This is a genomic window from Rhodococcus tukisamuensis NBRC 100609 (assembly GCF_001894985.1).
In the GTDB taxonomy this organism is placed as follows: Bacteria; Actinomycetota; Actinomycetes; order Mycobacteriales; family Mycobacteriaceae; genus Rhodococcus_G; species Rhodococcus_G tukisamuensis.
The window spans coordinates 20,962-45,319 of the sequence record NZ_BCXG01000021.1 but is presented as its reverse complement, the minus strand read 5'-3'; the positions used below and the strand labels follow the sequence as shown (position 1 = coordinate 45,319).

At 70.6% G+C, this 24,358-nt stretch carries 24 protein-coding genes; 12 read left to right on the top strand and 12 right to left on the bottom strand.

Translation table 11 applies throughout. The features are described from left to right. Positions 1-38 precede the first annotated feature (38 nt). Positions 39-1,532, bottom strand: coding sequence for a SulP family inorganic anion transporter (locus tag RT2_RS18930; protein WP_072846350.1), 1,494 nt, complete (start codon positions 1,530-1,532; stop codon positions 39-41). Between the two features lie 71 nt (positions 1,533-1,603). Further along, positions 1,604-2,149, bottom strand: coding sequence for an alpha/beta fold hydrolase (locus RT2_RS18925; protein ID WP_072846349.1), 546 nt, complete (start codon positions 2,147-2,149; stop codon positions 1,604-1,606). Positions 2,150-2,282: 133 nt separating this feature from the next. Here RT2_RS18925 and RT2_RS18920 point away from each other — a divergent pair, with 133 nt between their 5' ends. From RT2_RS18920 to RT2_RS18910, 3 genes are read left to right on the top strand one after another with little or no spacing between them, the layout of a single operon-like run. Continuing rightward, positions 2,283-2,645, top strand: a complete 363-nt coding sequence (locus RT2_RS18920) for a GntR family transcriptional regulator (RefSeq protein WP_072846386.1) — start codon at positions 2,283-2,285, stop codon at positions 2,643-2,645. Next, positions 2,642-3,547 carry an ABC transporter ATP-binding protein gene (locus RT2_RS18915; RefSeq protein WP_072846348.1) on the top strand — a complete coding sequence of 302 codons (906 nt, stop codon included), beginning with the start codon at positions 2,642-2,644 and terminating at the stop codon, positions 3,545-3,547. Before RT2_RS18920 ends, RT2_RS18915 begins: the two co-directional genes overlap by 4 nt. Next, positions 3,547-4,296 carry an ABC transporter permease gene (locus tag RT2_RS18910; protein WP_072846385.1) on the top strand — a complete coding sequence of 250 codons (750 nt, stop codon included), beginning with the start codon at positions 3,547-3,549 and terminating at the stop codon, positions 4,294-4,296. Before RT2_RS18915 ends, RT2_RS18910 begins: the two co-directional genes overlap by 1 nt. Before the next feature lie 29 nt (positions 4,297-4,325). Here the strand turns inward: RT2_RS18910 and RT2_RS18905 are convergent, their stop codons facing one another. The 3 genes from RT2_RS18905 to RT2_RS18895 form a co-directional block, all read right to left on the bottom strand. Next, the gene (locus RT2_RS18905) at positions 4,326-5,870 is read right to left on the bottom strand and encodes a cobyric acid synthase (RefSeq protein WP_072846347.1); all 1,545 of its coding nucleotides are present in this window, start codon (positions 5,868-5,870) and stop codon (positions 4,326-4,328) included. Continuing rightward, positions 5,867-6,724, bottom strand: coding sequence for a type I methionyl aminopeptidase (gene map, locus RT2_RS18900; protein WP_072846346.1), 858 nt, complete (start codon positions 6,722-6,724; stop codon positions 5,867-5,869). The genes RT2_RS18905 and map overlap by 4 nt, the downstream gene beginning before the upstream one ends. A gap of 96 nt (positions 6,725-6,820) precedes the next feature. Continuing rightward, the gene (locus RT2_RS18895; protein ID WP_072846345.1) at positions 6,821-8,269 is read right to left on the bottom strand and encodes an MFS transporter; all 1,449 of its coding nucleotides are present in this window, start codon (positions 8,267-8,269) and stop codon (positions 6,821-6,823) included. A 170-nt stretch (positions 8,270-8,439) separates the two neighbouring features. Here RT2_RS18895 and RT2_RS18890 point away from each other — a divergent pair, with 170 nt between their 5' ends. From RT2_RS18890 to RT2_RS18875, 5 genes are all read left to right on the top strand, one after another. Further along, positions 8,440-8,892, top strand: coding sequence for a MarR family winged helix-turn-helix transcriptional regulator (locus tag RT2_RS18890; protein ID WP_072846344.1), 453 nt, complete (start codon positions 8,440-8,442; stop codon positions 8,890-8,892). A gap of 143 nt (positions 8,893-9,035) precedes the next feature. After that, entirely contained in the window at positions 9,036-9,161 is a 126-nt protein-coding gene (locus RT2_RS26555; protein ID WP_255312555.1) for a hypothetical protein, read from the top strand. A gap of 266 nt (positions 9,162-9,427) precedes the next feature. Then, positions 9,428-10,414, top strand: a complete 987-nt coding sequence (locus RT2_RS18885) for a GlxA family transcriptional regulator (protein WP_072846343.1) — start codon at positions 9,428-9,430, stop codon at positions 10,412-10,414. 119 nt (positions 10,415-10,533) lie between these two features. Beyond that, positions 10,534-11,352 carry a dienelactone hydrolase family protein gene (locus RT2_RS18880; protein WP_072846342.1) on the top strand — a complete coding sequence of 273 codons (819 nt, stop codon included), beginning with the start codon at positions 10,534-10,536 and terminating at the stop codon, positions 11,350-11,352. Continuing rightward, positions 11,349-11,642, top strand: a complete 294-nt coding sequence (locus RT2_RS18875; protein WP_072846341.1) for an antibiotic biosynthesis monooxygenase — start codon at positions 11,349-11,351, stop codon at positions 11,640-11,642. The genes RT2_RS18880 and RT2_RS18875 overlap by 4 nt, the downstream gene beginning before the upstream one ends. Before the next feature lie 22 nt (positions 11,643-11,664). Here the strand turns inward: RT2_RS18875 and RT2_RS18870 are convergent, their stop codons facing one another. Continuing rightward, on the bottom strand, positions 11,665-13,290 hold the full coding sequence (locus RT2_RS18870; RefSeq protein WP_072846340.1) for an AMP-binding protein: 1,626 nt from the start codon (positions 13,288-13,290) through the stop codon (positions 11,665-11,667). A 103-nt stretch (positions 13,291-13,393) separates the two neighbouring features. Here RT2_RS18870 and RT2_RS18865 point away from each other — a divergent pair, with 103 nt between their 5' ends. The 4 genes from RT2_RS18865 (at position 13,394) to RT2_RS18850 (ending at position 17,850) form a co-directional block, all read left to right on the top strand. Continuing rightward, complete coding sequence (locus RT2_RS18865; RefSeq protein WP_072846339.1) at positions 13,394-14,260, top strand: helix-turn-helix transcriptional regulator; 867 nt, start codon at positions 13,394-13,396, stop codon at positions 14,258-14,260. 104 nt (positions 14,261-14,364) lie between these two features. Then, the gene (locus RT2_RS18860) at positions 14,365-15,726 is read left to right on the top strand and encodes an APC family permease (protein ID WP_083577496.1); all 1,362 of its coding nucleotides are present in this window, start codon (positions 14,365-14,367) and stop codon (positions 15,724-15,726) included. A 92-nt stretch (positions 15,727-15,818) separates the two neighbouring features. Then, a complete protein-coding gene (locus RT2_RS18855; protein ID WP_072846337.1) occupies positions 15,819-16,589 on the top strand; it encodes a nuclear transport factor 2 family protein in 771 nt (256 codons plus the stop codon). Positions 16,590-16,992: 403 nt separating this feature from the next. Then, positions 16,993-17,850, top strand: a complete 858-nt coding sequence (locus tag RT2_RS18850) for a tyrosine-protein phosphatase (RefSeq protein WP_072846336.1) — start codon at positions 16,993-16,995, stop codon at positions 17,848-17,850. An 88-nt stretch (positions 17,851-17,938) separates the two neighbouring features. Here the strand turns inward: RT2_RS18850 and RT2_RS18845 are convergent, their stop codons facing one another. The 6 genes from RT2_RS18845 to RT2_RS18820 form a co-directional block, all read right to left on the bottom strand. Next, positions 17,939-18,331 (bottom strand): DUF4240 domain-containing protein, encoded by a 393-nt coding sequence (locus tag RT2_RS18845; RefSeq protein ID WP_072846335.1) that lies wholly within the window; start codon positions 18,329-18,331, stop codon positions 17,939-17,941. Positions 18,332-18,361: 30 nt separating this feature from the next. Next, positions 18,362-18,877 (bottom strand): hypothetical protein, encoded by a 516-nt coding sequence (locus tag RT2_RS18840; RefSeq protein WP_083577488.1) that lies wholly within the window; start codon positions 18,875-18,877, stop codon positions 18,362-18,364. A 243-nt stretch (positions 18,878-19,120) separates the two neighbouring features. Next, the gene (locus RT2_RS18835) at positions 19,121-20,932 is read right to left on the bottom strand and encodes a penicillin-binding transpeptidase domain-containing protein (protein ID WP_083577487.1); all 1,812 of its coding nucleotides are present in this window, start codon (positions 20,930-20,932) and stop codon (positions 19,121-19,123) included. Positions 20,933-21,022: 90 nt separating this feature from the next. Beyond that, positions 21,023-21,859 carry a GNAT family N-acetyltransferase gene (locus tag RT2_RS18830; protein WP_072846334.1) on the bottom strand — a complete coding sequence of 279 codons (837 nt, stop codon included), beginning with the start codon at positions 21,857-21,859 and terminating at the stop codon, positions 21,023-21,025. A 65-nt stretch (positions 21,860-21,924) separates the two neighbouring features. Then, positions 21,925-23,082, bottom strand: coding sequence for a flavodoxin-dependent (E)-4-hydroxy-3-methylbut-2-enyl-diphosphate synthase (gene ispG, locus RT2_RS18825; RefSeq protein WP_072846333.1), 1,158 nt, complete (start codon positions 23,080-23,082; stop codon positions 21,925-21,927). Between the two features lie 46 nt (positions 23,083-23,128). After that, the gene (locus RT2_RS18820) at positions 23,129-24,355 is read right to left on the bottom strand and encodes a M50 family metallopeptidase (RefSeq protein ID WP_072846332.1); all 1,227 of its coding nucleotides are present in this window, start codon (positions 24,353-24,355) and stop codon (positions 23,129-23,131) included. Between the last annotated feature and the right edge of the window lie 3 nt (positions 24,356-24,358).

Here is a 24,358-nt window from a genome sequence, read left to right as displayed (position 1 = left end):
CGCGGAGCGCCGAGCGGCGAGACGGGTGCGACGAGCGGTCAGAGCCGCCCGGACAGACGCTCGAGCCGGCCCAGTCCGGCGCCCCCGAGGCCGACGATCCGGACGGACTTCCCCCGCGCCTCGTACTTCTCGCGCACCGCGTCGAGCGTGGCCACGGTCGACGCGTCCCACACCTCGGCGTCGGTGAGGTCGATGACCACCGCCTCGGGGTCGGCGTCGTAGTCGAACCGGTGGACCAGGTCGTTGCTCGACGCCCAGAACAGTTGTCCCGTAACCCGGTACACCCGCTCGACCCCTCCGTCCCGGTCGCGGTCGGCGGCGGCGACCGAGGCCATGTGGGCGACCCGACGCGCGAACGCCACCGTCGCGGTCAGCACACCGAGGACGACACCGACGGCAAGGTTCTCGGTGGCGATGGTGCCGACGACCGTCACCACCATCACCAGGGTTTCGCTGCGCGGCATCAGCCGCAGGGTGCGCGGCGCGATGCTGCGCCAGTCGAAGGTGGTCACCGCGATCACCAGCATCACCGCGACCAGCGCGGCCATCGGGATCGCGCCGACCACGTCGCCGACCGTCACACACAGGACCAGCAGGAACGCCCCGGCGAGGAACGTGGAGATGCGGGTGCGCGCCCGGCCCTCCTTCACGTTGACCATGGTCTGCCCGATCATCGCGCATCCGCCCATGCCGCCGAACAGTGCGCCGGCCATGTTCGCGACGCCCTGGCCCCAGGACTCGCGGGTCTTGTCCGACGGGGTGTCGGTGATGTCGTCGACGAGCTTCGCGGTCAGCAGCGACTCGAGCAGACCCACCAGGGCGAGGCCGAGTGCGAACGGCGCGACGATCGTGAGGGTCTCCCACGTCCAGGGGACATCCGGGATCATCCAGGTGGGCAGCCCCGACGGCAGCTCGCCCTGGTCGGCGACGTCGGGCACGTCCAGGCGGAACAGGGCGACGACCCCGGTGAGCACCACGATCGCGATCAGTGGGGCCGGGACCGCCCGCGTCAGCTTCGGGACGAACACGACCATCGCGAGACCCGCGGCGACGAGGGGGTACACCAGCCACGGCACGTCGAACAGGTGCCTCACCTGGGCGCCGAAGATGAGGATCGCGAGCGCGTTGACGAAGCCGATCATCACCGACCGCGGGATGAACCGCACCAGCCGCGCGACCCCAGCCAGCGCGAGGACGATCTGCAACCCGCCGGCCAACCACACCGCGGCGATCAGGTAGTCGATGCCGTGCGACGCCACGAGCGGCGCCACCACCAGCGCCGTGGCACCGGCCGCGGCCGAGACCATCGCGGGCCGGCCGCCGACGAACGCGATCGTCATCGCCATGATGCACGACGTGTACAGCGCCACCTTGGGGTCGACGCCCGCGATGACCGCGAACGAGATCACCTCGGGGATCAGGGCAAGTGCCGTCACCAAGCCCGCCAGGGCCTCCGTGGTCAGCCGGCGGGGGGATCGCAGGGCCGAGCGGACCGACGTTTCGTCGGAGGCGGCGGGGACGGTGTCGAGCACCGGCAGAGTCTAGTGCGCTGCTTGCGGCAGGACCCGATGCGGGAGTCGTCGATCAACACCCGTGCAGCGCCTCACCACATGCTGGTGCGCAGCGAGATCTCTGCGGCGAACGCGGCGGCCGCGGCGCGCGGGACCGACTCGACGCCGTCGAGTTCGACGACCCGGAAGTCGGAGTAGCAGCGTCGGCCGCTGGCGTCGGCGTCGGGCCGGGCCTCGGGCCCCCCGATCACCAGCGTGGACGGGACCTCGACCGCCGGGCAGTCGGCGCCGGCCACCGCGGGGTGCGGACTGTCGGCGACGACGAGGCTCTTGAACCGGCCGAAGGTGCGGGCGGCGGCCTGCCAGGCGAGCGCGGCGCCTTCCCGGTTGCCGGCGAGGTTGACGTACTTCAGGCCGAGCGCGTCGAGGAGGGCGAGCACCCCCGCCACGTCGAGGCCGTCGATCGTGTCGGGCACCACGGTGCGCAGGTCGGAGCCGTGCAACCGCTCGCAGACGGCGTCGAACACCGAAGCGTCCTCGCCGGCGCCGGGCAGCAGCACCACCACGTGGGCACTCTCGGGACCGTCCATGCGCACGGTGTAGACGACCTCGCCGACCGACACTTCCGTCAACTCCATGGCAACGGACGGTACACGCCGCCACGCCCCGGTCGGGAAAACCGTGCGCGCAGGGTTGCGCCCCCCGCCGCGCCGGTTCTATGGTTCATTACATGAGTAATGAACCAGCGAGCCGGCGACGGTGGGGATTTCGGTGATCGACGACGGCAGGCCGCTCTTCCAGCAGATCGCCGAGTTGGTCGAGAACTCGATCATCGACGGATCCCTGCCGGAGGACGGCCAGGCCCCCTCGACCAACGAGCTCGCCGCGTTCCACCGGATCAACCCGGCGACCGCCGCCAAGGGCCTCGGCCAGCTGGTCACCGAGGGAATCCTCTACAAGAAACGAGGCATCGGCATGTTCGTCACGCCAGGCGCGCGCGACGCGCTCCGGTTTCGGCGACGCGAGCACTTCGCGCGCCAGTACATCGAGCCGCTCGTTGCCGAGGCCGACAAGCTCGGCATGACGATCCCCGAGCTCAAGACCATGCTCGACCAGTGGGAGGAGACCCGATGAACCGCACCGCCCTCGCCGAGCAACCGGTCGTCACCGTGCGCGAGGTCGGCATGCGCTACGGCGACGTCGACGCGCTCGACGGCGTCACCCTCACCCTCGAACGCGACAAGATCTACGGCCTGCTCGGCCGCAACGGCGCGGGCAAGACCACGCTGATGCAGACCCTCACCGGCCAGGCGCTGCAGACCACCGGACGGGTGGAGGTGTTCGGCGAGACGCCGTTCGAGAACCCCCGGGTGCTGCGCAACCTCTGCTTCGTCCGGGAGAGCCAGTCCTACCCGGAGGACCTGTGCGTGCGGCACGTCCTCACCGCCGCGCGGCACCTGCTGCCCGGTTGGGACCGCGACTTCGCCGACCAACTCCTCGACGACTTCCAACTTCCCCTGGGCCGCAAGGTCAAGAAGCTCTCCCGCGGGATGCGCTCGGCACTCGGGGTGGTCATCGGCCTCGCATCCCGTGCCCCGCTCACACTCTTCGACGAGCCCTACCTCGGCCTCGATGCCGTTGCCCGGCAGCTCTTCTACGACCGGCTGCTCGCCGACTACGCCGAGCAGCCGCGCACCGTCGTGCTGTCCACCCACCTCATCGACGAGGTCGCCAACCTGCTCGAGCACGTCGTCGTCCTCGACCGGGGCCGGATCATCATGGACGACGACGCCGACGCGTTGCGCCACCGCGCGGTCGTCGCTACCGGCCCGGCCGCCGCCGTGGACGCATTCAGCGCGGGTGCCACCGTGCTGCACCGCGAGTCGCTCGGCGAGCAGGCCCGCGCGACCGTGCGCCGCACCGCGTCCGGCGCCGAGGTCGCCCGACTCCGCGAGGACGGCGTCACGCTCGAACCCGCGTCGCTGCAGGAACTCGTCATCCGGAGCACCACCGCCACCAAGGAGCCGACCCGGTGATCACCGACTCCCCCACCGCCACCGCCACCGCACCCGTCCACGACGACGCCACCACCGGCTCCCGGATCGGCGCGACGCTGCGCCTGCACACCGTGGCCTGGCCGCTGCTGATCGCCTGGCCGGTCGGCATCCTCGCAGGCTCGTTCCTGATCAGCTACGTGATCTTCTCCCTGGTGCAGTCGGACCAGGACGACAACTTCACGGGCAGCGTGTTCGCCGTCTACGGCTTCGTCCTGGCCTTCTACCTGCAGGCGATGACGCAGACGTTCCCGTTCGCGCTCGGCCTCAGCGTCACCCGCCGTGAGTTCTTCACCGCCACCGCGCTGATGGCCCTGGCGCAGTCCGTCGTCTTCGCCCTCGCGCTCTACCTCCTGTCGGTGGTCGAGGCGGCCACCGACGGATGGGGCGTGCGGATGCGGATGTTCGGCCTGGCCCGGTACTTCACGGACAGCCCGGTGCTGCAGTTCCTCGCCCTGTTCGCCAACCTGCTGCTGGTCGCCGCGATCGCGTTGGCCGCCGGCGCCGTCTACCAGCGCTGGAAGGTCACCGGGGTGCTCACTGCCGGCGTCACCGTCCTCGGCGGCCTGTCGCTGGCGGCCGTCCTGGTGACCTGGGCGCGGGCGTGGCCGAGCATCGGCGCCTGGTTCCAGGAGGTGAACCGGGCGGTGCCGATGGTGGTGCTGCCGCTGGCGCTGGCCGTGCTGGCGATCGGGGTGGCCTGGTGCGCGCTGCGGCGCGCGACGCCGTGAGCGTCGCCGACGAGTTCTGCTGACTGCGGCTACTCCCCCACCGCCAGGAAGTGCTCCAGGACCGGAAAACCCTGGGGCGCACCGCCGCTGATCAACGCCAGCACCGCGTCCACGTCCAGGTGCCGCTCCACCAGGTCGGCCAGCAGGTCCAGCTGGGCGGCGCGCTCGGCGGCGACGGAGGTGTCCGGCGCGACGGTGAACGCGCGGCCGGTCTGCCCGGCCACCCAGGCCAGCAACGCGCGACGGTAGACGTCGGACTCGAGCAGCCCGTGCCAGTGGGTGCCCAGCACCACGCCGCGGACGCTGCCCTCGGCGACGCCGTCGGACCCGCGCAGCAACGGCGCGTCGCCGGTGCGGACCACCCGGCCGTGGTGGATCTCGTAGCCGGACACCGCGACTGCCGCGCCCGGGACGCCGGGCTCGGAGGTCCCCGTCGCCTGCCGCAGCACCTTCTCGGCCGCGAACTCGACGTCCAGATCGAGCAGGCCGAGCCCGTCGACGGCCCCGGACCCGGACTCGACGTCGTCGACGATGGTGCGGCCCAGCATCTGGTAGCCGCCGCAGATCCCGAGGATCGGCCGGCCGGCCGCGGCCCGGGCGGTGAGGGCGTCCGCGATCCCGCTCGACCGCAGCCACGCCAGGTCCGTGACGGTGGACTTGCTGCCGGGCAGCACCACCAGGTCCGCGTCCTGCAACCGGGACGGCTCGGTCACCCAGTGCACGGACACCCCGGGCTCGCAGGCCAGCGCCTCGACGTCGGTGGCGTTGGACACCCGTGGCAGCCGCACCGCGGCCACCCGCAGCCACGCCTGCCCGACGGGCGGGCCGGGCCGGCCGACGGGCGCGTCGGCCACCGTCGACAGCGAGTCCTCGGCGTCGATCCACAGGCCCTCGGCGAACGGCACCACGCCGAGCGTGGGCCGGCCGGTCATCACCCGGAGCTGCTCGAGCCCGGGTTCGAGCAGCCCCACGTCGCCGCGGAACTTGTTGACCACGAACCCAGCGATCAGCGCCTGGTCGGCCGCGTCCAGCACCGCCACGGTGCCGAACAGGTGGGCCAGCACCCCGCCGCGGTCGATGTCCCCGACCACGATCACCGGCAGCTGCGCGGCCTGCGCCAGCCCCAAGTTCGCCAGATCCGTTGCCCGCAGGTTGATCTCGGCGGGCGAGCCGGCACCCTCGCAGATCACCACGTCGTACTGCTCGCGCAGCGCGGCCAGTTCCTCGGCGACCACCTCGCGCAGCCACTGCCGGTGCTCGACGTAGTCCCGGGCGCCGACGGTGGTGACCGCGCGGCCCCGCACCACCAGCTGCGAGGTGCGGTCGCTGCCGGGCTTGAGCAGCACCGGGTTGAAGCGGACGCTGGGCGCGAGCCCGCAGGCCTGCGCCTGCAGGGCCTGGGCGCGGCCGATCTCGCCGCCGTCGAGGGTGACGACGGAGTTGTTCGACATGTTCTGCGCCTTGAACGGCGCCACCGAGACGCCGCGCCGGGCCAGCATCCGGCACAGCCCGGCGACCAGCACGCTCTTGCCGGCGTCGGAGGTGGTCCCGGCTACGAGCAGTGCGCCCTTCACGGGAGGGTGAGGATTTCCGTACCCGTCTCGGTCACCACGATGGTGTGCTCGAACTGCGCGGTCCACTTGCGGTCGGCGGTGACCACGGTCCAGTCGTCGGCCCACATCTCGTAGTCGGGGGTGCCGAGGTTGATCATCGGCTCGATGGTGAAGACCATGCCGGGCTCGATGACCGTGTCCACGTTCGGCTGGTCGTAGTGCAGGATCACCAGTCCGTTGTGGAACGTCTCACCGATGCCGTGGCCGGTGAAGTCGCGCACCACGCCGTAGCCGAAGCGGTTCGCGTAGGCCTCGATCACCCGGCCGATCACGTTCAGTTCGCGGCCCGGCCGGACCGCCTTGATGGCCCGAATGGTGGCCTCGCGAGTGCGCTCGACGAGCAGCCGGTGCTCCTCGGAGACGTCGCCCGCCAGGAAGGTGGCGTTGGTGTCGCCGTGCACGCCGTCGATGTAGGCGGTGACGTCGATGTTGACGATGTCACCGTCCTCGATCACCGTGGAGTCCGGGATGCCGTGGCAGATGACCTCGTTGAGCGAGGTACAGCACGACTTGGGAAAACCCTTGTAGCCCAACGTGGACGGGTAGGCACCGTGGTCGCACATGTACTCGTGCGCGATCCGGTCCAGCTCGTCGGTGGTGACGCCGGGCGCCACCGCCCTGCCCGCCTCCGAGAGGGCCTGCGCGGCGATCCGGCCCGCCACCCGCATCTTCTCGATCGTCTCGGGGGTCTGCACCCACGGCTCGTTGCCCTCGTTGACGGTCGGCTTCCACGCGTACTCCGGCCGCTCGATCTTGGCGGGGACGGCGAGGGTCGGCGAGACGGTTCCGGGGCGGAGCTGGGTGCGCACAGACATGGGTGCAAGGCTACGCGCCGCGCGAGCGCCCGAACGGACGAGCCCGGCGAATATCCACGAGGGATGCCCGCCGTGCCCGGGTGGTTCGGCTGCAGGTCAGCTCCGCGCGGACACCAGCTCGTCCTCGGACCCGACGGTCGGCACCTCCGGTGCCCGTCGACCCGTCGGGATGCACGCGGCGACGACGGCGGCAACGAGCGCGACGCCGCAGCCCAGCAGCAGTCCGGTCCGGAAGCCGTTCTCGGTGGGCAGCGTGTACTCACCGACCTGGACGCTCATCTGGGCGAGGACGAGGCCGACGACGGCGGCGGCGATCGACGTACCGATGGACCGGCTGAGCGTGTTGAAGGCGTTGGCCGCGGCGGTCTCCGAGTGCGGGACCGCGCTCATGATCAGGGCCGGCATCGCACCGTAGGCGAAGCCGGTGCCGGCGCCGCAGATGGCGGCGACGATCATCAGGCCCCAGGCCGTGCCCATCAGCAGCATCGACGAGGCGTAGCCGACCGCGATGATCAGGGCACCGACGATCAGGGTCACCTTGGGCCCGCGCGCCGAGGAGAGCTTGGCGCCGACCGGGGAGAGCGCCATCATCACCAGGCCGCCCGGCACCATCCACAGGCCCATCGCCAGCATCGACTGTCCCAGGCCGAATCCGGTGGCCTCGGGCAGCTGCAACAGCTGCGGCAGGATCAGCGACTGCGCGTACATCGCGAAGCCGACGACCACGCCGGCGACGTTGGTCAGCAACACCTGCGGCCTCGCGGTGGTCCGGAGATCGACCAGCGGATCGCTGGTGCGCAGCTCCCACCAGCCCCAGGCCAGCAGGACGGCGATCGCGACGACGAAGAGTCCGACGATGGTCCCGCTGGTCCAGCCCCAGACCGCGCCCTTGGACACGCCGAGGAGCAGGCACACGAGGCCGACGCCGAGGCCGACCGCGCCGATGGGGTCGAACCTGCCGGCGTCGGGGTCGACCGGGGTGGTGGGCACGACCTTCCAGATCAGTCCGGCGATCACGACGCTGAGGACGGCGGCGCCCCAGAACAGCACCCGCCAGCTGGTGTTCTGCGTGACGGCCGCGGCGATCGGCAGGCCGAGCGCGCCACCGATGCCCATCGACGCACTCATCAGGGCAATCGACGTGTTCAGTTTCTCCCTGGGCACCAGGTCGCGCAGGGCGCTGATGCCGATCGGGATCAGGCCCATGCCCATGCCCTGCAGGGCGCGGCCGGCGATCATCGGCACCACGGACGTAGCGAGTGCACACATCACCGAACCCACGATCAGCGGCACCGTGCAGACGAGCAGCATGCGCCGCTTGCCGTAGAGGTCGCCGAGCCGTCCGGTGATCGGGACGCAAACCGCGCCGGCGACGAGCGTCGCGGTGATCACCCAGGAGGCGTTCGATGCGGTGGTGTCGAGCAGGAGCGGGAGGTCGGCGATCAGCGGGACGACCAGCGTCTGCATCAGCGCGGCGACAATGCCGGTGAACGCCAGCACACCGACGAGGCCCTTCGGGTTGGCGGTTGGACTCGGACCTGACACGGGCGATCTCCTCGACTTCACGGGCGGCACCGATGTGCTCGATACACAGAGTGTGCACACTACACATCTATTGCATGATGCAAACTGTCTGCACCATGCAATGGGCATGTATCGTGCAATACGGACAAACCGCGCAGCGCGCCCCGGGCCGGGGCGACGGAAGGACCCGCATGGACAAGCCCACGGACCGGATCGAGTTCGAGACCATGCTGCTCGGGCGGCACCTCACCCGCCCCCGCCGCGGTGTGGGCCACCTGGACGCCAGCGCCTACGCCCTGCTCAGCCGCCTCTGCATCGACGGCCCGATGTCCGTAGGCGAACTCAGCGACGCCTTCATCCTGGACACCTCGACCATCAGCCGCCAGAGCACCGCCATGCTCAATTCCGGCCTGGTCGAACGCATCCCGGACCCCGACGGCGGGATGGCCCGCAAGTTCCGGATCACCGCCGAGGGCCGCCAACGCCTCGACGCCGAGCGGGCCGGCAACGTCGCCGGGCTGGACCGGGTGATGGCCGACTGGGAACCCGACGACGTCGCCGCCTTCGCCGCGATGCTCGAACGGTTCAACCTCGACATAGAGCGCCGCGCGGGCCGCCCGTGGCCGCGAATGCGCGAATCCTGAACACCCAGCGGACATCTCGCCGGGCGGGATCGGGTGAAAACCGACACATGCCCCGTTGTGCCACGTAGCGTGCGTGCCGTCGCAGGGCACAACCGGGGCACTCCGCCTCGGTGCGAACGCGACATCGCCCCGCGGAGGCTCGCATGGGATCAATCGAGGACGTCTACGTCGCCTACACCTACGTCGCCGGCGGCATCGACGCCGCATCATCGGGAGGCCTGGAAACTACTTTGCTCCAGCTCGGTTTCTCGCCCCAGTCGGCGGAATAGGGACCACCGCACCGTAGTCGGTCCGCCCACCCCCGCTCCGGCTTCTCAGACTCCGGGTCGACACGGCGAGCTCGGCGCCACCGTCATAGTGTACCCCGCGACGTGGAAGAACCTGCCGGTCACCATCTTCGGGCTCACCGACCGCGGGCAGGTGTTCCCGGCCGCCGCCGACACCACGCTGCTGCTGGCCGTCACCCTGGTGGCGCTGGTGGTCGGGCGGATCCGCCGTCGACGGTGGGCACTGCCTGTCTGGAAGAGTGACGGCCATGCGGATCGGAATCCTGGCCTACGACGGCTGTTTCGCGGCCGAGGTCTTCCTCTTCTCCGACATGCTCCGCATCGCCAACCGCGTGGCCCGGCAGCGCGGTGTCCCCGCCGCGGACCTGTTCGAGGTGTCGGTGATCGGGGCGTCGGACTCCCCCGTGGCCGCCGCCGGCGGGTTCCCCATCGGGGTGCGACGGTGGCACCACGGGTTCGACCTGCTGGTGGTACCCGGATTCGAGTTCGTGCCCGCCGAGGACACCGACGCCCGGCTCGCCGGATGGGAACGCGAGGTCGACTTCCTCCGTGCGGCCGCGGCGCGTCGGACCCGGATCGCGTCGGTGTGCGTCGGCGCCTTCCTGCTCGGTCAGGCCGGGGCGCTCGACGGGCGCCGGTCGACCACCTCGTGGCTGTACGCGTCGCAGCTGGGTCGGCGCCATCCGCGCACGACGGTGTGCGTGGAGTCGCTGATCGTGCACGACGGGCACATCACCACGACGGCGGCGTTCAGTGCCTCGCTCGACCTCGCGACCGCCCTCGTCCGCGAACACCTGGGCGCCGACGTCGCGAGCATCACCGCCCGGGTGACGCTGGTGTCCGAGAACCGAACCAGCCAGGCGCCGTACATCGTCGAGGCCATGGTGCCGGCGGCCGGCGGGCCGTTCGCCGACGAGGTCGGGCGGTGGCTGGTCGAGCACCTGCAGGAGCCGTACAACCTGTCGCGGTTGGCGGGCGAGTTCCACGTCAGCAGCCGGACGCTGCTGCGCCGGTTCGGCGCCGAGGCCGGCCGGTCGCCGTTGGCTTTCCTGCTGGAGGCCCGGGTCCGGGCCGCCAAGCACCTGCTCGCCGCGACCGACGTGCCGCTGGGCGACATCCCCCGACGGATCGGCTACCAGGACCCGGGCGCGCTGCGCCGGCTGTTCGTCGAGCGGGTGGGCGTCAGCGCAGCCGAGTACCGCCGGCAGTTCCGCCGACCTCGGCCGCCACGGTAGGGATGGCGAGATCGGCCGCAAATGTGGCGATCGCGCCCCTCGCCGACCGGGCCTGGAGGCAGACAGGATCATCGTGCTCGCACCGAGCAGACCGATTCGACAACCAGGGGGCGCCGCCGATGCCGACCCGTCAGATGACCGAGGACGATCCGCTCGAGGACTTCGAGGCCCGCACCGTCACCGTGGACGGCGTCGCCAAGGTCGTCCACGTGAGCGGCCGGGGCCCGGCGGTGATCGTGCTGCCCGAGATGCCCGGCATCAGCCCGCAGGTCGCGCGCTTCGCCCGCTGGGTGCGCGCGGCCGGCTTCACCGTCTACCTGCCCTCGCTGTTCGGGCGGGACGGCGCGGTGCCGCAGGTCGAGGAGGGCACCGCGGTCATGGAGCGGGCCTGCGTCAGCGCCGAGTTCCGAGCCTTCGGGGCCAACCGGACGAGCCCCGTCACCCAGTGGCTGCGGGCGCTGGCGCGGCGGGCGCACGAGGAGTGTGGCGGCCCCGGCGTGGGCGCGATCGGCATGTGCTTCACCGGGAACTTCGCGCTGACCATGGTGCTCGAGAAGTCGGTGCTCGCGCCGGTGGTGTGCCAGCCGTCCCTGCCGCTCGACGACCCCGCCGGCCTCGAGATCGCGCCCGACGACCTGCGGGCCGTTGCCGACCGCCTCGACCGGGACGACCTGACGGTCCTGGCCTACCGCTTCGCCGGCGACAAGTGGTGCCGGGCACAGCGATTCGCCGCATACACCGAGGCTCTCGGCGACCGGTTCGTCGGAAGGGTGCTGCCGGACAGCGCCGCCAACCCCACCCCCGCACCGTTCTTCGCGGAGGTGGTCGCCAGCCCACACAGTGTGGTCACGGCGCACCTGGTCGACGGCGCCGGCGAGCCGACACTCGCCGCCCGCGACGAGATCCTGGCGTTCTTCACCGAACGGCTCGCGCGATGACGGACGGCGCGAGCTACGTCCTGATCGTTCACGAGGTCGCCGACTACGCCGGCTGGAAGCGGGTGTTCGACGACGCGGCGCCGATGCGCAGGGCGGCCGGGGAAATCGAGTACCGGCTGCTGCGGCAGGAACACGACGCCAACCAGGTCGTCCACTTCTCACGGTGGACGACGCTGGCGGCGGCGAGATGCTTCTTCGAATCCCCCGACCTCGTCCGAATCCGCGCCGAGGCCGGCGTCCGGGCGCCGACGTTCCACTACCTGGAGAACCTGGAGGACGGAATCCTCTGAGGCGCACGGGCGGCGGAGCCGCCTACCCCTTGCGGAGGAGGTAGCGCTGCACCTTGCCGCTGGGGGTCTTCGGCAGTGACGGCACGAAGTGCACGGTCCGCGGGTAGGCGTGCGCGGCGAACTTCTTCTTCACCAGCGTCTGCAGCTCCACCTCGAGCGCGTCGGTGCCGTCGACCCCGTCACGCAGCACCACGAAGGCCTCGAGCACCTCGCCGCGCAGCTCGTCGGGCATGCCGACGACTGCCGACTCGACCACGTCCTGGTGCATCGCGAGCACGGACTCCACATCGAAGGGGCCGATGCGGTAGCCGGCCATGATGATCACGTCGTCGTCGCGGGAGGAGAAGAAGAAGCGCCCCTCCTGGTCGGTGCTGCCGGCGTCGCCGGTGAGGTACCAGCGGCCGTCCTCGCTGAACCGCTCCGCCGTCTTCTCCGGGGCGTCGACGTAGCCGGAGAACCACATCATCGGGCTGGCGGCGGTGTCGATGGCGACCCGGCCGGCGGTGCCCGCGGTCGCCACCTCGTCCGCGTCCTCGCGCAGCACCGCACAGGACCAGCCCGGCAGCGGGCGGCCCATCGACCCGGCCGGTACGTCCTCGCGTAGCCCGTCCGCCCAGGCGTTGACGATGAACATGCCGTGCTCGGTCTGGCCGTAGTGGTCGCGGACCTCGCAGCCGAGGGCGGTCCGCGACCACGCCACCACGTCCGGGGTCAGCGGCTCGCCCGCCGACGACGCCCGGCGCAGGTTCATCTCGGGCACCGGCCCGGTGTCCGCCCGCAGGCTCCGGTACACGGTGGGCGCGGCGGCGAAGTTGGTGACTCCGAACTTCTCGATGACCTGCCAGGTGAGCTGCGCCGAGAAACCGGAGTGCAGCAGCAGGCTGCGGCGACCGGCGGCCAGCGGACCGAGCAGGGCGTAGTACAGCCCGTACGCCCAGCCCGGGTCCGCGGCGTTCCAGAACACGTCGTCCTCGCGGACGTCGAGCCCGAACTCCATGTAGCCGTGGAACGACGCGAGCGCGCGCACCGGCACCGGCACGCCCTTCGGGGTGCCCGTGGTGCCGCTGGTGAACAGCTGCACGATCGGCGCGTCGCCGCCGCGCGCGACCGCCGCGCCCGCCGGGTCGTCCGCGGCATGGGCGTCGAGCAGGTCCTGGAAGCGGAGCTGGTCGTCGGACTGGGGGTCGCCGGCCGCGACGATCACCCGCCAGGGCGCGTCGGCCGGGATGTCCTCGCCGGGCGCCAGCTTGGCCAGCTGGTCCCGGTCCGAGAGGACCACCTTGGCACCGCTGGCCCCGAGCCGGAACGCGATCGCCGGCGCGGCGAACGCGGTGAACAGCGGCACGTGCACGGCGCCGCGACGCCAGATGCCGAGCAGCGCGACGACCAGTTCCGCCGACTTGCCCATCAGCGTGGCCACGCAGTCGCCGGGCTCGACGCCGAGGTCGGCGAGGGCGGCGGCGAACCGGGTGGACTCGGCACGCAATTCGCCGTACGTCAGGTCCCGCGACGAGAGGTCGCCCTCGATCACCGTGAAAGCGACGTCGGCCGCGGGATGCCGGTCGCACAACAGCTCTGCCGCGCAGGCCTCCGGGGTGTCGTACCGCTCCAACAGCTCGCGCACCCGCGCAGTGGCGTCGACGCCCATGTCCAACTCCTTCTCCCAGTGGTCCGGCTCGGACCGAACTCTCGTCAGGACCTATGATCTAGCTCACACGACACTTCCACCACCCCCGGAAAGGGGTAGCCGAATGGACTCCCGCACGCCGTCGCTCCTGCGCCCCCGAGACGGCGACGCGCTGCGCGCTGAGCTCCGGCACACCGCCGCGCTGACGGCCGTCCCGGTCCTGTTCGGCGGCGAGGTGCACGACGGGTCGCTGCACCTCACCGAGTTCCTCGGCACCCGGACCAACGGCCTCAAGGGCCTGGTGGTCCCGCCCGCATCCGGACTCGGCGGCCGCGTCGTGCACCTGCGTCGGCCGTCCGCGGTGCCCGACTACGGCAGCGACCGGACGATCACCCACCACTACGACGGCCCGGTGCTCGGCGAGGGCCTGCGCTCGGTGGTCGCGGTGCCGGTGATGGTCGCCGGCACCTCGCGTGCGGTGCTCTACGCCGCGGTCCGCGAGTCCACCGCGATCGGCGACCGCACCGCGGAGGCGCTGATCCAGGCCGGCCGCCGGCTCGCCGCCGAGATCACCGTCCGCGACGAGGTGGACCGCCGGCTGCGGATGCTCGGCGTGCAGGACGCCGCCTCGCCCGCCGTCGACGGCGCCGTCGCCGAGGGCATCCGGGACGCCCATGCCGACCTGCGCGGCATCGCCCAGTCGGTGCCGGAGGGCCCGCTGCGCAACCGGTTGCGGGCGGTCGCCGAGAAGCTGGCCGCGCTCGCGGGCGAGCGCGACCGCGAGGCCCCGGACGCGGTCACCCTCTCGCCCCGCGAACTGGACGTGCTCGCCCACATCGCACTCGGCTGCACCAACAACGAGGTGGCCCACCGGCTCTCGCTGCGCCCGGAGACGGTCAAGAGCTACCTGCGCGGCGCGATGGGCAAGCTGGACGCGCACTCCCGGCACGAGGCCGTGGTGACCGCGCGGCGACTGGGGCTGCTGCCGTAATTCGGTGCCACCGACCCGGTGGCCCACACCGAGAGGAGCCGGACGTGACCACTCCGCGACCAACCGAGGACGCCGGCACGCACGAACCCACCCTCCGACGCGTGATGGGTCCGTGGCTGCTGTTGCTTTTCATCGTCGGCGACATCCTCGGCACCGGCATCTACGCCCTCACCGGCCAGGTCGCCAACGACGTGGGCGGCGTGGTGTGGCTGCCGTTCCTGGTGGCCTTCCTGGTCGCCCTGATCACCGCGTTCAGCTACCTCGAACTCGTGACGAAGTACCCGCAGGCGGCGGGGGCCGCGCTGTACACCCACAAGGCCTTCGGCATCCAGTTCTTCACCTTCATGGTGACGTTCGCCGTGATGTGCTCGGGCATCACCTCGGCGTCGACGGCGTCGCGGGCGTTCGCCTCCAACTTCGCCGAGGCCTTCGACTGGGACGTGCGCACCGGCGCCGGCATCACGATCATCGGCATCGTCTTCATGCTCGCGGTCGCGGCGGTGAACTTCCGCGGGGTCAGCGAGTCGGTGAAGCTCAACGTGGTGCTCACCTGCGTCGAGCTGTCAGGCCTGCTGATCGTGATCTTCATCGGCATGTGGGCACTCGGCGTCGGCGAGGGCGACTTCTCCCGCGCCGCCACCTTCGACACCGGGGACCGGTCGGCACTCGGCGGGGTGATCGCCGCCACCACGCTGGCCTTCTACGCCATGGTCGGATTCGAGGACTCGGTCAACATGGCCGAGGAGTGCAAGGACCCGACCCGGATCTTCCCCAAGGTGCTGCTGATCGGCCTCGTCTCGACGGGCCTGATCTACGTCCTGGTGTCCGTGACCGCGGTCGCCTTGGTGCCGATCAACGAACTCGGCGAGGGCGACACCCCGCTGCTGAAGGTGGTCGAGGCGGGCGCGCCGGGATTCCCGCTGGGGATCTTCGCGTTCATCACCATGTTCGCGGTCGCCAACTCCGCGCTGATCAACATGCTGATGGCCAGCCGCCTGCTCTACGGCATGGCCCGCCAGCATGTGCTGCCCTACGCACTCGGCCGCGTGCACCCGTCGCGACGCACCCCGTACGTCGCGATCGGCTTCACGACGGTGCTGGCACTCGGGCTCATCACCGTGGTCGGCGAGGTGCCCCAGCTCGGCGGTACCACCGCGCTGCTGCTGCTCTGCGTGTTCACCGTGGTCAACGTCGCGGTGCTGGTGCTCCGTCGGGACGTGGTAGAACACAAGCACTTCCGTGCGCCCACGGTGCTGCCGATCGTCGGCGCGGTCAGCTGCGCGTTCCTCGCCACCCCGCTCACCGATCGTGACCCGGTGCAGTACAAGATCGCCGGTGTGCTGCTCGCCATCGGCGTGGTGCTGTGGTTCGTGACGGTGGCCGTCAACAAGCGCCTTGGGGTGAAGGCGGAACTGCACCCGGAGTTCCTCGGCGAGGAGGGCGTCCCGCCCGGGCCGATGAACTGAGCACGGCAACCTCGGCAGTCGCTAATTCTGGAACACGTTCTAGCATTCCTGGCATACTCCGTGGAACCGACATCACCGACCACGGGAGAGCCATGACCGCGACCACCGACACCCTGCTGGCGCTGGCCCACGCCTCTCCCGCCGCGGTCGCCGCACACGACAAGCAGGCCTGGCTCGACCTCTTCGCGTACCGCCACGTGGTCGAGGACCCGGTCGGCGGGCGGCCCGTGCACGGCGGGCTCAACGACCGCCGCAGCGGCGAGCGCGGCAACGCACCCCTGGCCCGATTCTGGGAAACCTTCATCGCCCCCAACGACATCCGCTTCCACGTCGAGCGCGAGGACATCGTCGACGGGCTGAACGTGGTCCGCGACGTGACCATCGAGACCCGGCTGTCCGGCGACGTCACGGCGAAGGCCCCGATGCACCTGCTGTACGAGGCCACCGTCGACGACGGCGCGCCGCGGATCCGCCGGATCGCGGCGCACTGGGAGGTCGGACCGATGTTCGCACAGGTGGCCGGGGTGTCGCCGGCGAAGCTCCGGGTCGGCGCCGGGATGGGCGCGCGGATGCTCCGACTGCAGGGCCTCGGCGGCTCGCTCGCATTCGGCGCCGCCGTCCGCAGCGTCGGCGCTCCCGGCAAGCGCGCGGTGCAGCGGTTCGTCGAGTCCGCGGCGAGCGGCAACGGCGAGGCGTTGCGGATGCTCGGCGGCCGCACCGTCACCGACCTGACGAAGACCATCGCCGCCGGCGACACGGTCACCGCGTCGTGCACCGTCGACGGTCGCCATGCCGTGCTGTTCGCCTACCTGAACCGAAAGGACCTGCGCGTCATCGACGCCCGCGTGTACGTCGGCGGGTAGCACCCCCGGCGCTCCGCCCTGCACGTCGGGTTCCAGCTCATTCGCTCGGATGCGCAGTAACCGAGGATGACGCCGACGATCCAGTAGACAGTCGGCGCGGAGAGCGCGCGAGATGCGAGCGTTGGCAGCTTCTCCGTGATCGCAGAGCCTCGTCCGGCCCGAGCCCCACATCGCTGAGGTCGAGGCGATGAGATCTCGGAGCAGCTCCGCCTTGGTAAGGACATGCAGCTTGACGCCTCCGAGTTTGTTCGTCTCTGAGTTCGTTCGTCGGGCTGAGCAGAGCCGGGTGCGCACCGTTCGTGGTGGATATCCAGTTTCACCCGTTCTGTGGTCCTCCCCCGTAAATTTGCATCGTTGTCGGCTCATCCAGATTCACTCGACGTCAAGGTGAGGAGCAGTTCGGATGGATCTATCCACGATGCTCGAGGTAACACACAACGCGCGCGGTCTTGCGGGGCTACCGCTCGTGGGTGGCGGCACGGTGCGTGCTGGGGTGCTGTATCGCTCCGACGCGTTGAGTTCGCTCACCCCGGTGGGAGTTGAGCAGTTGGCGTCGTTGGGGATCGGGACGGTTGTGGATCTGCGGACCGAGGGAGAGCGGCGCCGGGCACCGGATGCGCTTCCTACGGATGGTTCCGTCCGGTTCATCTCGCTGCCCGTTCAGGGCGGGGCCATGGACGAGCTTGTGCAGCAACTACTTCCCTCCGATGGGCGCAGTGGGTCGCTGGCGCACGATCAGATCCAGAACATCGTCGACCAGGTTCCCCTGCTGAGTGATCTCTACGTGACGATTCTCGAGAACAGTGCTGCCGCGTTCGCGACCGCAGCGAGGAGCATCGTCACTCCTGCTGACGGGTCTCCTCCCGGCGTGCTCTTCCACTGCACTGCGGGAAAGGACCGGACTGGGTTGGTATCGGCGATTCTGCTGATGCTCGCCGATGTCGAGCGGCGGGCGATCGTCGAGGACTACACGCGTACGGGCGAGAACTTGGCGGGCCCGTTCGCCGAGCAGTTGCTCGGCCTCATCACGTCCTTGGGCATTCCTGCTGTGCCGAGACTTCGCGCCCTGGCGACGGAGTCGCCAGCCGATGCGATCGAGACGGCTATGGAGTGGCTTGACCGAGTGCACGGCGGCGCGGCTGGATACCTGCGTGCAGGTGGGTTGTCCGACGCCGAAATCGAGAGCGTGCGAACACAGCTGCGCGACGCGGTCGACCCGCTGACGATGAAGCCCGCCGACCTGATCCCCGCGGGCGGGTAGTGCGGACCAAACCGCTGCCTCGGCGGACAGGAATCCTGCACAGCCTCGGCCCGGCTCGGCTACCGACCCGACCTTTGTCAGACATGCCCTAGATCAGGTCCAGGGGCTCCCCGAACCGGTCGTAGTAGACCTCGTAAGCGAGCCCGCCAAGGTTGGCTGGATCACCGCCGTCGATGTGTGATGGCATCCGGCTTGGCTCTGTGAGAACCGCTTCGTACCTCACGCGTCCCTGGCTGACGACCCACTGCGCTGCATCTTCCAGGCCATCCTCAGACTCGTCGGGCCCGAGACAGGATCGGTACGGCTCGTCCTGTAGCTCGGCGGCGAAGTCCAAGAACAGATCTTGGAACTTGTAGACGGCGTCCTTCGGCAGGCGTCCAAGAATTTCGCGAAGGCGGTCGCGGCTCCGCGAGGACTCCTCGACAACGTCCCAGAACCAGTCGACGTCCGGACCGTCGTCGCGACGAAGATCGTCAGCCAAAGCCTCGCCCCACCTTCCAGACGTGCAGACCTATCGGCACGAACCTGCCGCACCATTGTGATCGGCACGAAACAACTCGTCGGCCATCGGCGCATCGACAGCCGCGATCCGCATGTCCGCCCGCTGGGGGCCGGCACCGGCACCGCCGACGTGCCGGACCGACACGCACACCCCGGTCTGCACGTCGAGTCGGACCACCGACTCGGCTGTCGGCGGCCACGGGCCGGGGCCCGGTTCGCCGTCGCCGCAGAGCAGCGAGCAGCACGAGCACCGCGGCTCGTACTCCCCCGTCGGCCGCACCGTCGCCTCCCACGCGGGTCTGCCGTAATGCTCCACCGCGTTCACCTCACGTATCTCGACGCCCGCCGCCAGTTCCGCGGGATCGAGCAGTGCGACCCAGAAGTAGTCGTCGTGGAACGGCTCGTCGTAGTCGATGCCGACTCCGTCGGGTCGCTCGAGGACCAAACCGTCTGCGCTGTACAGGGGTTCGACGTCCGTCGGCCAGACTCGCGAGACGCGCTCGCCGCCACCATCGGAGTATCGCACCGCCGGCGACGCCGACGGTGGTGTACAACACCGCACCCGACCGGTCCTCCACCCGCAGACGATCCGGTCGCCGGATCCACGCGTGCTCGACCTCGCCCGACCGGTCCAGCTCGAACTCGAGCGTGGACCAGCGCCACGGCGAGGAGCACGCGAGCGCGCGGAACGACTCTGCCAGGGGTTTCAGACCAACGGACACGGTCACCAGTGTGGCCCTCGATGCCCTTCCGGTCGAACGGGTTTCGTTCAGTACCCGTCCGGCAGCGCCGCGAGCATGTCCCGGGTCACCGCGACCGCGTTGTCGGAGCTGCCGCCCCGCACCACCAGCGTCGCGAAAGCGAGATCGCCCCGGTAGCCGACGAACCAGGCGTGCGAGCCGCCGTCGACCTCTGCCTCCCCCGTCTTGCCGTACACCTCGCCCTGGTCGGCGATCCGCTCGGCGGTGCCGCTGGTGACCACCTCACGCATCATCCCGCGCAGACCGTCGACCATCGCGGGGCTGATCTCCGGGTGCGCCCCGGAGATCGTGGTCTCCTCGCCGACGATCAACTGCGGCACCGGCGTCGACCCGTGCGCGACGGTGGACGCCGCCAGCGCCATCCCGAAGGTGCTCACCACCACCTTGCCCTGGCCGAAGCCGTCCTCGGTGCGCTGCACCAGGTCCGAGGCCGGCGGCACCGAACCGGAGTCGGTGGGCAGCCCGGCGACGGTGTAGTCGGGGCCGACGCCGAACTTCGCGGCGGCCACCGTCAACGCGTCGGGCGTCATCTCGCTCGCCAGCTTCGCGAAGGTGGTGTTGCAGGACCGCGCGAACGCCGTGCTCATCGACACCGTGCCCAGCGCAAACTCGTTGTAGTTGGGCACCGTTCGCTCGCCGATCTCGATCCGGCCCGGGCAGCCGACCATGCTGCCGGGCTGGGCCAGTCCGTTGTCGATCGCCGCGCCCGCGGTGATGATCTTGAAGGTGGAGCCCGGCGGGTACAGGCCCGTCGACGCCACCGGCCCGTCGCGGTCGGCGGCCTTGTTCTGCGCGACCGCCAGGATCGCGCCGGTCGAGGGCTGCATCACCACCATCATCGCCTGGTCGGGCCGGGCGTCGACGGCGTTCTGCGCGGCCACCTGGACGGGACGGTCCAGGGTCACCGAAAACGAAGGCACCGGTTGGGGTTTGCTCTCGGTGAGCACGTCGATGTCGACGCCGTTCTTGTTCACGGTGACGACGCTCCAGCCGGCCTTGCCGTCCACCTCGTCGATCACCCGCTTCTTGACCTGGCCGATCAGGTCGGGCGCGAACGTCCGGTCGGTGGCGACCAGGTCCGCCTCCTCGACCACCGAGACGCCCGGCATCCCGGCCAGCGTCGCCGCGACGGACTCGTAGTCGTCCTGACGCAGGGTCATCACCGGGTAGACCCCCTTGACCGCGGTCGCCGACTCGACCAGCGACTGGGCGGTGAGGGTCTTGTCGAACGGCGCGAGCGTCGCCGCCAGCGCGGCCCCGACCGAGCCCACGTCGCCGGCCTCCCGTGGGTTGAAACCGATCCGCGTGGTCGTGCCGGGCACCAGCACGTCCGAGCCCGCCCGCTCGTTGACCCGGGCCCGCGGCGCCGGGGTGGCCCGCAGCGACATCGTCTGGGTGTCGCCCAGTTTCGGGTGAATGTCGGTCGCGCTCCAACGCACCCCCCACTGCCCGTCCCGGCGGCCCATCTGCAGTTCGCCGGTGTAGGTCCAGACCCGCTCCTTGGGCAGGTGCCACTCGTAGGTGTAGCCGACGGTGGCGGTGTCCCCGTTCACCCGGACGGTCCCGGTCGACGCGGTGAGCGATTCCGCCTGCAGGTTCTCCCATGCCGAGTCGAGGGCCGCCTGCGCGGCGTCCGGACGGTCGGAGAGGTCCGCCGCGCGGCCGGTGTCGCGTTCCGCGACGGCGGTGAGGAACTGCTGTGCCACCGGTTCGGGCCCGGCCGGCTTGGGCGTGCAGGCTGCGAGGCCGACGGCAAGGGCCCCCGTCACGACCAGGACGACGGGCGGACGGAGGCGGCGGCGGACGGCTCGGGAGATCATCGGTGCCCATCCTAGGGGTGGGCCGACGGCGACAGGGCAAGGCGCGCATGGCCCGTCACCGGAGGACCCCGCCGCCCGGGCCGGGCGGCGTCAGTCCATCAGGATGGTGGCGAACGTGGCCACCTGGCTGAACCCGACCCGGTCGTAGGTCTGCCGGGCCGCCCGGTTGAAGCTGTTCACGTACAGGCTCGCGATCCGACCCGAGTCGACGACGGCCTGCGCGACCGCCGCGGTGCCCGCGCCGCCGAACCCCTGACCGCGGAACCGCGGATGCACCCACACGCCCTGGATCTGGCCGACCTGCGCGGACATCGACCCGACCTCGGCCTTGAAGATCACCTTGCCGCCCTCGAACCGGGCCCACGCCCGCCCGGACGCGATCAGCCCGGCGACCCGGCGACGGTAGCCGCGGCCGCCGTCGCTGGCGCGGGGATCGATGCCGACCTCCTCGATGAACATCGCGACGGCGGCCACCAGGTAGGCGTCGAGCTCGTCCATCCGCACCAGCCGCACCCGCGGGTCCGGCGCGATCGCCGGCGGCCCCGCCAGTGCGAGCAGTGGCTGCTCGGCGCGAACCTCCCGGGCCGGGCCCCAGTCCGCCTCGAGCATCTCCCACAGCGGCATCGTCAGCTCGGCGCGGCCGACCAGCGAGGAACACATCCGCGGCACCCGGCAGGCGCGGTCGGCGAACGCCCGCAGGTCGCTCAGGTTGCCGCGCAGCGGCACCAGGTTCGCGCCGGAGAAGCACAGCGACTCCGCGGGCCCGCCACGGCTCCACAGCTCCCCGTTGATGGCGCGCGGCTCCACGCCGAGGTCCTGCACCCGAGCCGCGACCATGCACGTCGCGATCGGGTCGGCGTCGAGCACCTGCAGCACGTCGGCGCGGTCCCGCGTGCCGAGCTGCCTGGCACCGAGCAGTTTGAGCACCCAGTCACCCCCGGGTCCGTCGGAAAAATCGAGTGGACGTGTGACGCCCACCATACGGTGCTGTCCTAGCTGACGGTCACGACCGGCGTACCCGAGTCGGAACCGTCACCCATTTCCTCGGCAATGCGCATCGCCTCCTCGATCAGCGTCTCCACGATCTTCGCCTCGGGCACCGTCTTGATGACCTTGCCCTTGACGAAGATCTGTCCCTTGCCGTTGCCGGACGCGACGCCGAGGTCCGCCTCGCGGGCCTCACCCGGACCGTTGACGACGCAGCCCATCACGGCGACGCGCAGCGGGATGTCCATGCCCTCGAGCCCGGCCGTCACCTCGTCGGCGAGGGTGTAGACGTCCACCTGCGCCCGCCCGCAGGACGGGCAGGAGACGATCTCGAGCTTGCGCGGCCGCAGATTCAGCGACTGGAGGATCTGGGTGCCGACCTTGATCTCCTCGGCGGGCGGCGCGGAGAGCGAGACGCGGATGGTGTCGCCGATGCCCTCGGCCAGCAGTGCCCCGAAGGCGACCGCGGACTTGATGGTGCCCTGGAACGCCGGACCCGCCTCGGTCACCCCGAGGTGCAGCGGGTAGTCGCACTTGGCGGCCAGCTGGCGGTACGCCTCGACCATGACCACCGGGTCGTTGTGCTTGACGGAGATCTTGATGTCACCGAAGCCGTACTCCTCGAACAGGCCGGCCTCCCACAGCGCGGACTCGACCAGCGCCTCCGGGGTGGCCTTGCCGTACTTGGCCATCAGCCGCGGGTCCAGCGAGCCGGCGTTGACGCCGATGCGGATCGGGATGCCCGCGTCGCCCGCCGCCTTCGCGACCTCCGCGACCCGGCCGTCGAACTCCTTGATGTTGCCGGGGTTCACCCGCACCGCGGCGCAGCCGGCGTCGATGGCCGCGAAGATGTAGCGCGGCTGGAAGTGGATGTCCGCGATGACCGGGATCTGGCTCTTCTTCGCGATGGTCGCGAGCGCGTCGGCGTCCTCCTGGCGGGGGCACGCGACGCGGACGATGTCGCAGCCCGACGCGGTGAGCTCGGCGATCTGCTGCAGGGTCGCGTTGATGTCGTGAGTCTTGGTGGTGCACATCGACTGCACCGAAACCGGCGAATCGCTGCCGACGCCGACGTTGCCGACCTTGAGCTGGCGGGTCTGGCGGCGGGGCGCGAGCACTGCGGCCGGGCCGGCGGGCATGCCCAGTCCAACGGGGCTAGTCACGGGGTGTGCCTTCTTTCGTCGCTACAGGAAAAGTCTAGTCTTCTTGTCAGAAGATCTTGATCGGGTTGACGATGTCCGCGGTGAGCGTGAGCAGCATGAATGCGCCGCCGAGGACGATGACCACGTAGGTCAGCGGCATCAGTTTCGCGTAGTCCACCGGCCCGCCCGCGGGCAGCCCACGGCGGAACCGGAACGCGTTGCGGATCTTCTCGTAGATCGCGACCGCCATGTGCCCGCCGTCGAGCGGGAGCAGCGGCACCAGGTTGAAGATGCCGAGGAAGAAGTTCAGCGTCGCCAGCAGCAGGACGAAGGTCTCCCAGTTGCTGGCCTCGGCGGCCTGGCCGCCGATCACCGAGGCGCCGACCACGCTCACCGGGGTGTCGAGTCCGCGCTCGCCGCCGGTGACGGCGTGCCAGAGGTCGACGACCTTGCTCGGCATCTGCACCAGGCCCTCCACGCTGCGCGCGAAGATGTCGCCGGTGAAGTCCGCGACAGCCGGGACGGCCGCCACCGCGGAGTACTTCACCAGTGGCGGCGGCGCCTTGATGCCGATCGCGCCGACCTCCTGGGAGATCGGCGGCCGGGGCGCGGCCTCGGTCGACTCCGGGTCGTTGACCCAGCGCTGGGCCTGCTGGACCTGCACCGGGACGCTGACCGTCCGCCCGTCGCGGTCGACGGTGAACTCAGCGGTCCCGGTCAGCGGCTGGGTCGCCAGCACCACGTCCCGGAAGGTGGAAGTGGGTGTCCCGTTCACGGCGATCACGACGTCGCCCGGTTCGATGCCCGCGGCCTGCGCCGGTCCGACCCCGTCACACTCCGCGAGCGCGAAGTCGGGTCCGGGGCCCTGGCTGGGAGAGACACAGGTGACGCCGTCCACGACGGCCCGCGTCTCGGGGTTCGGCAGGCCCCAGCCCATCGCCAGCACGAAGACCAGCACGGTGCCGAACACGAAGTTCATCACGATGCCGCCGGACATGACGACCAGCCGCTTCCACGTCTTCTGCTTGTACATCGCCCGGTCGACCTCGTCGGGGGCGAGCTCGTCGTGCATGGTCATGCCCGCGATGTCGCAGAACCCGCCCGCCGGGATGGCCTTGAGCCCGTACTCGGTCTCCCCTCGCCGGAAGGAGAAGATCTTCGGCCCGAAGCCGATGTAGTAGCGACGCACCTTCATCCCCAGCGCGCGGGCGGTCCACATGTGGCCGGCCTCGTGCAGCGCGATGGAGACGGTGATGCCGAGTGCGAACAGCACCACTCCCAGTACGAACACCATCTG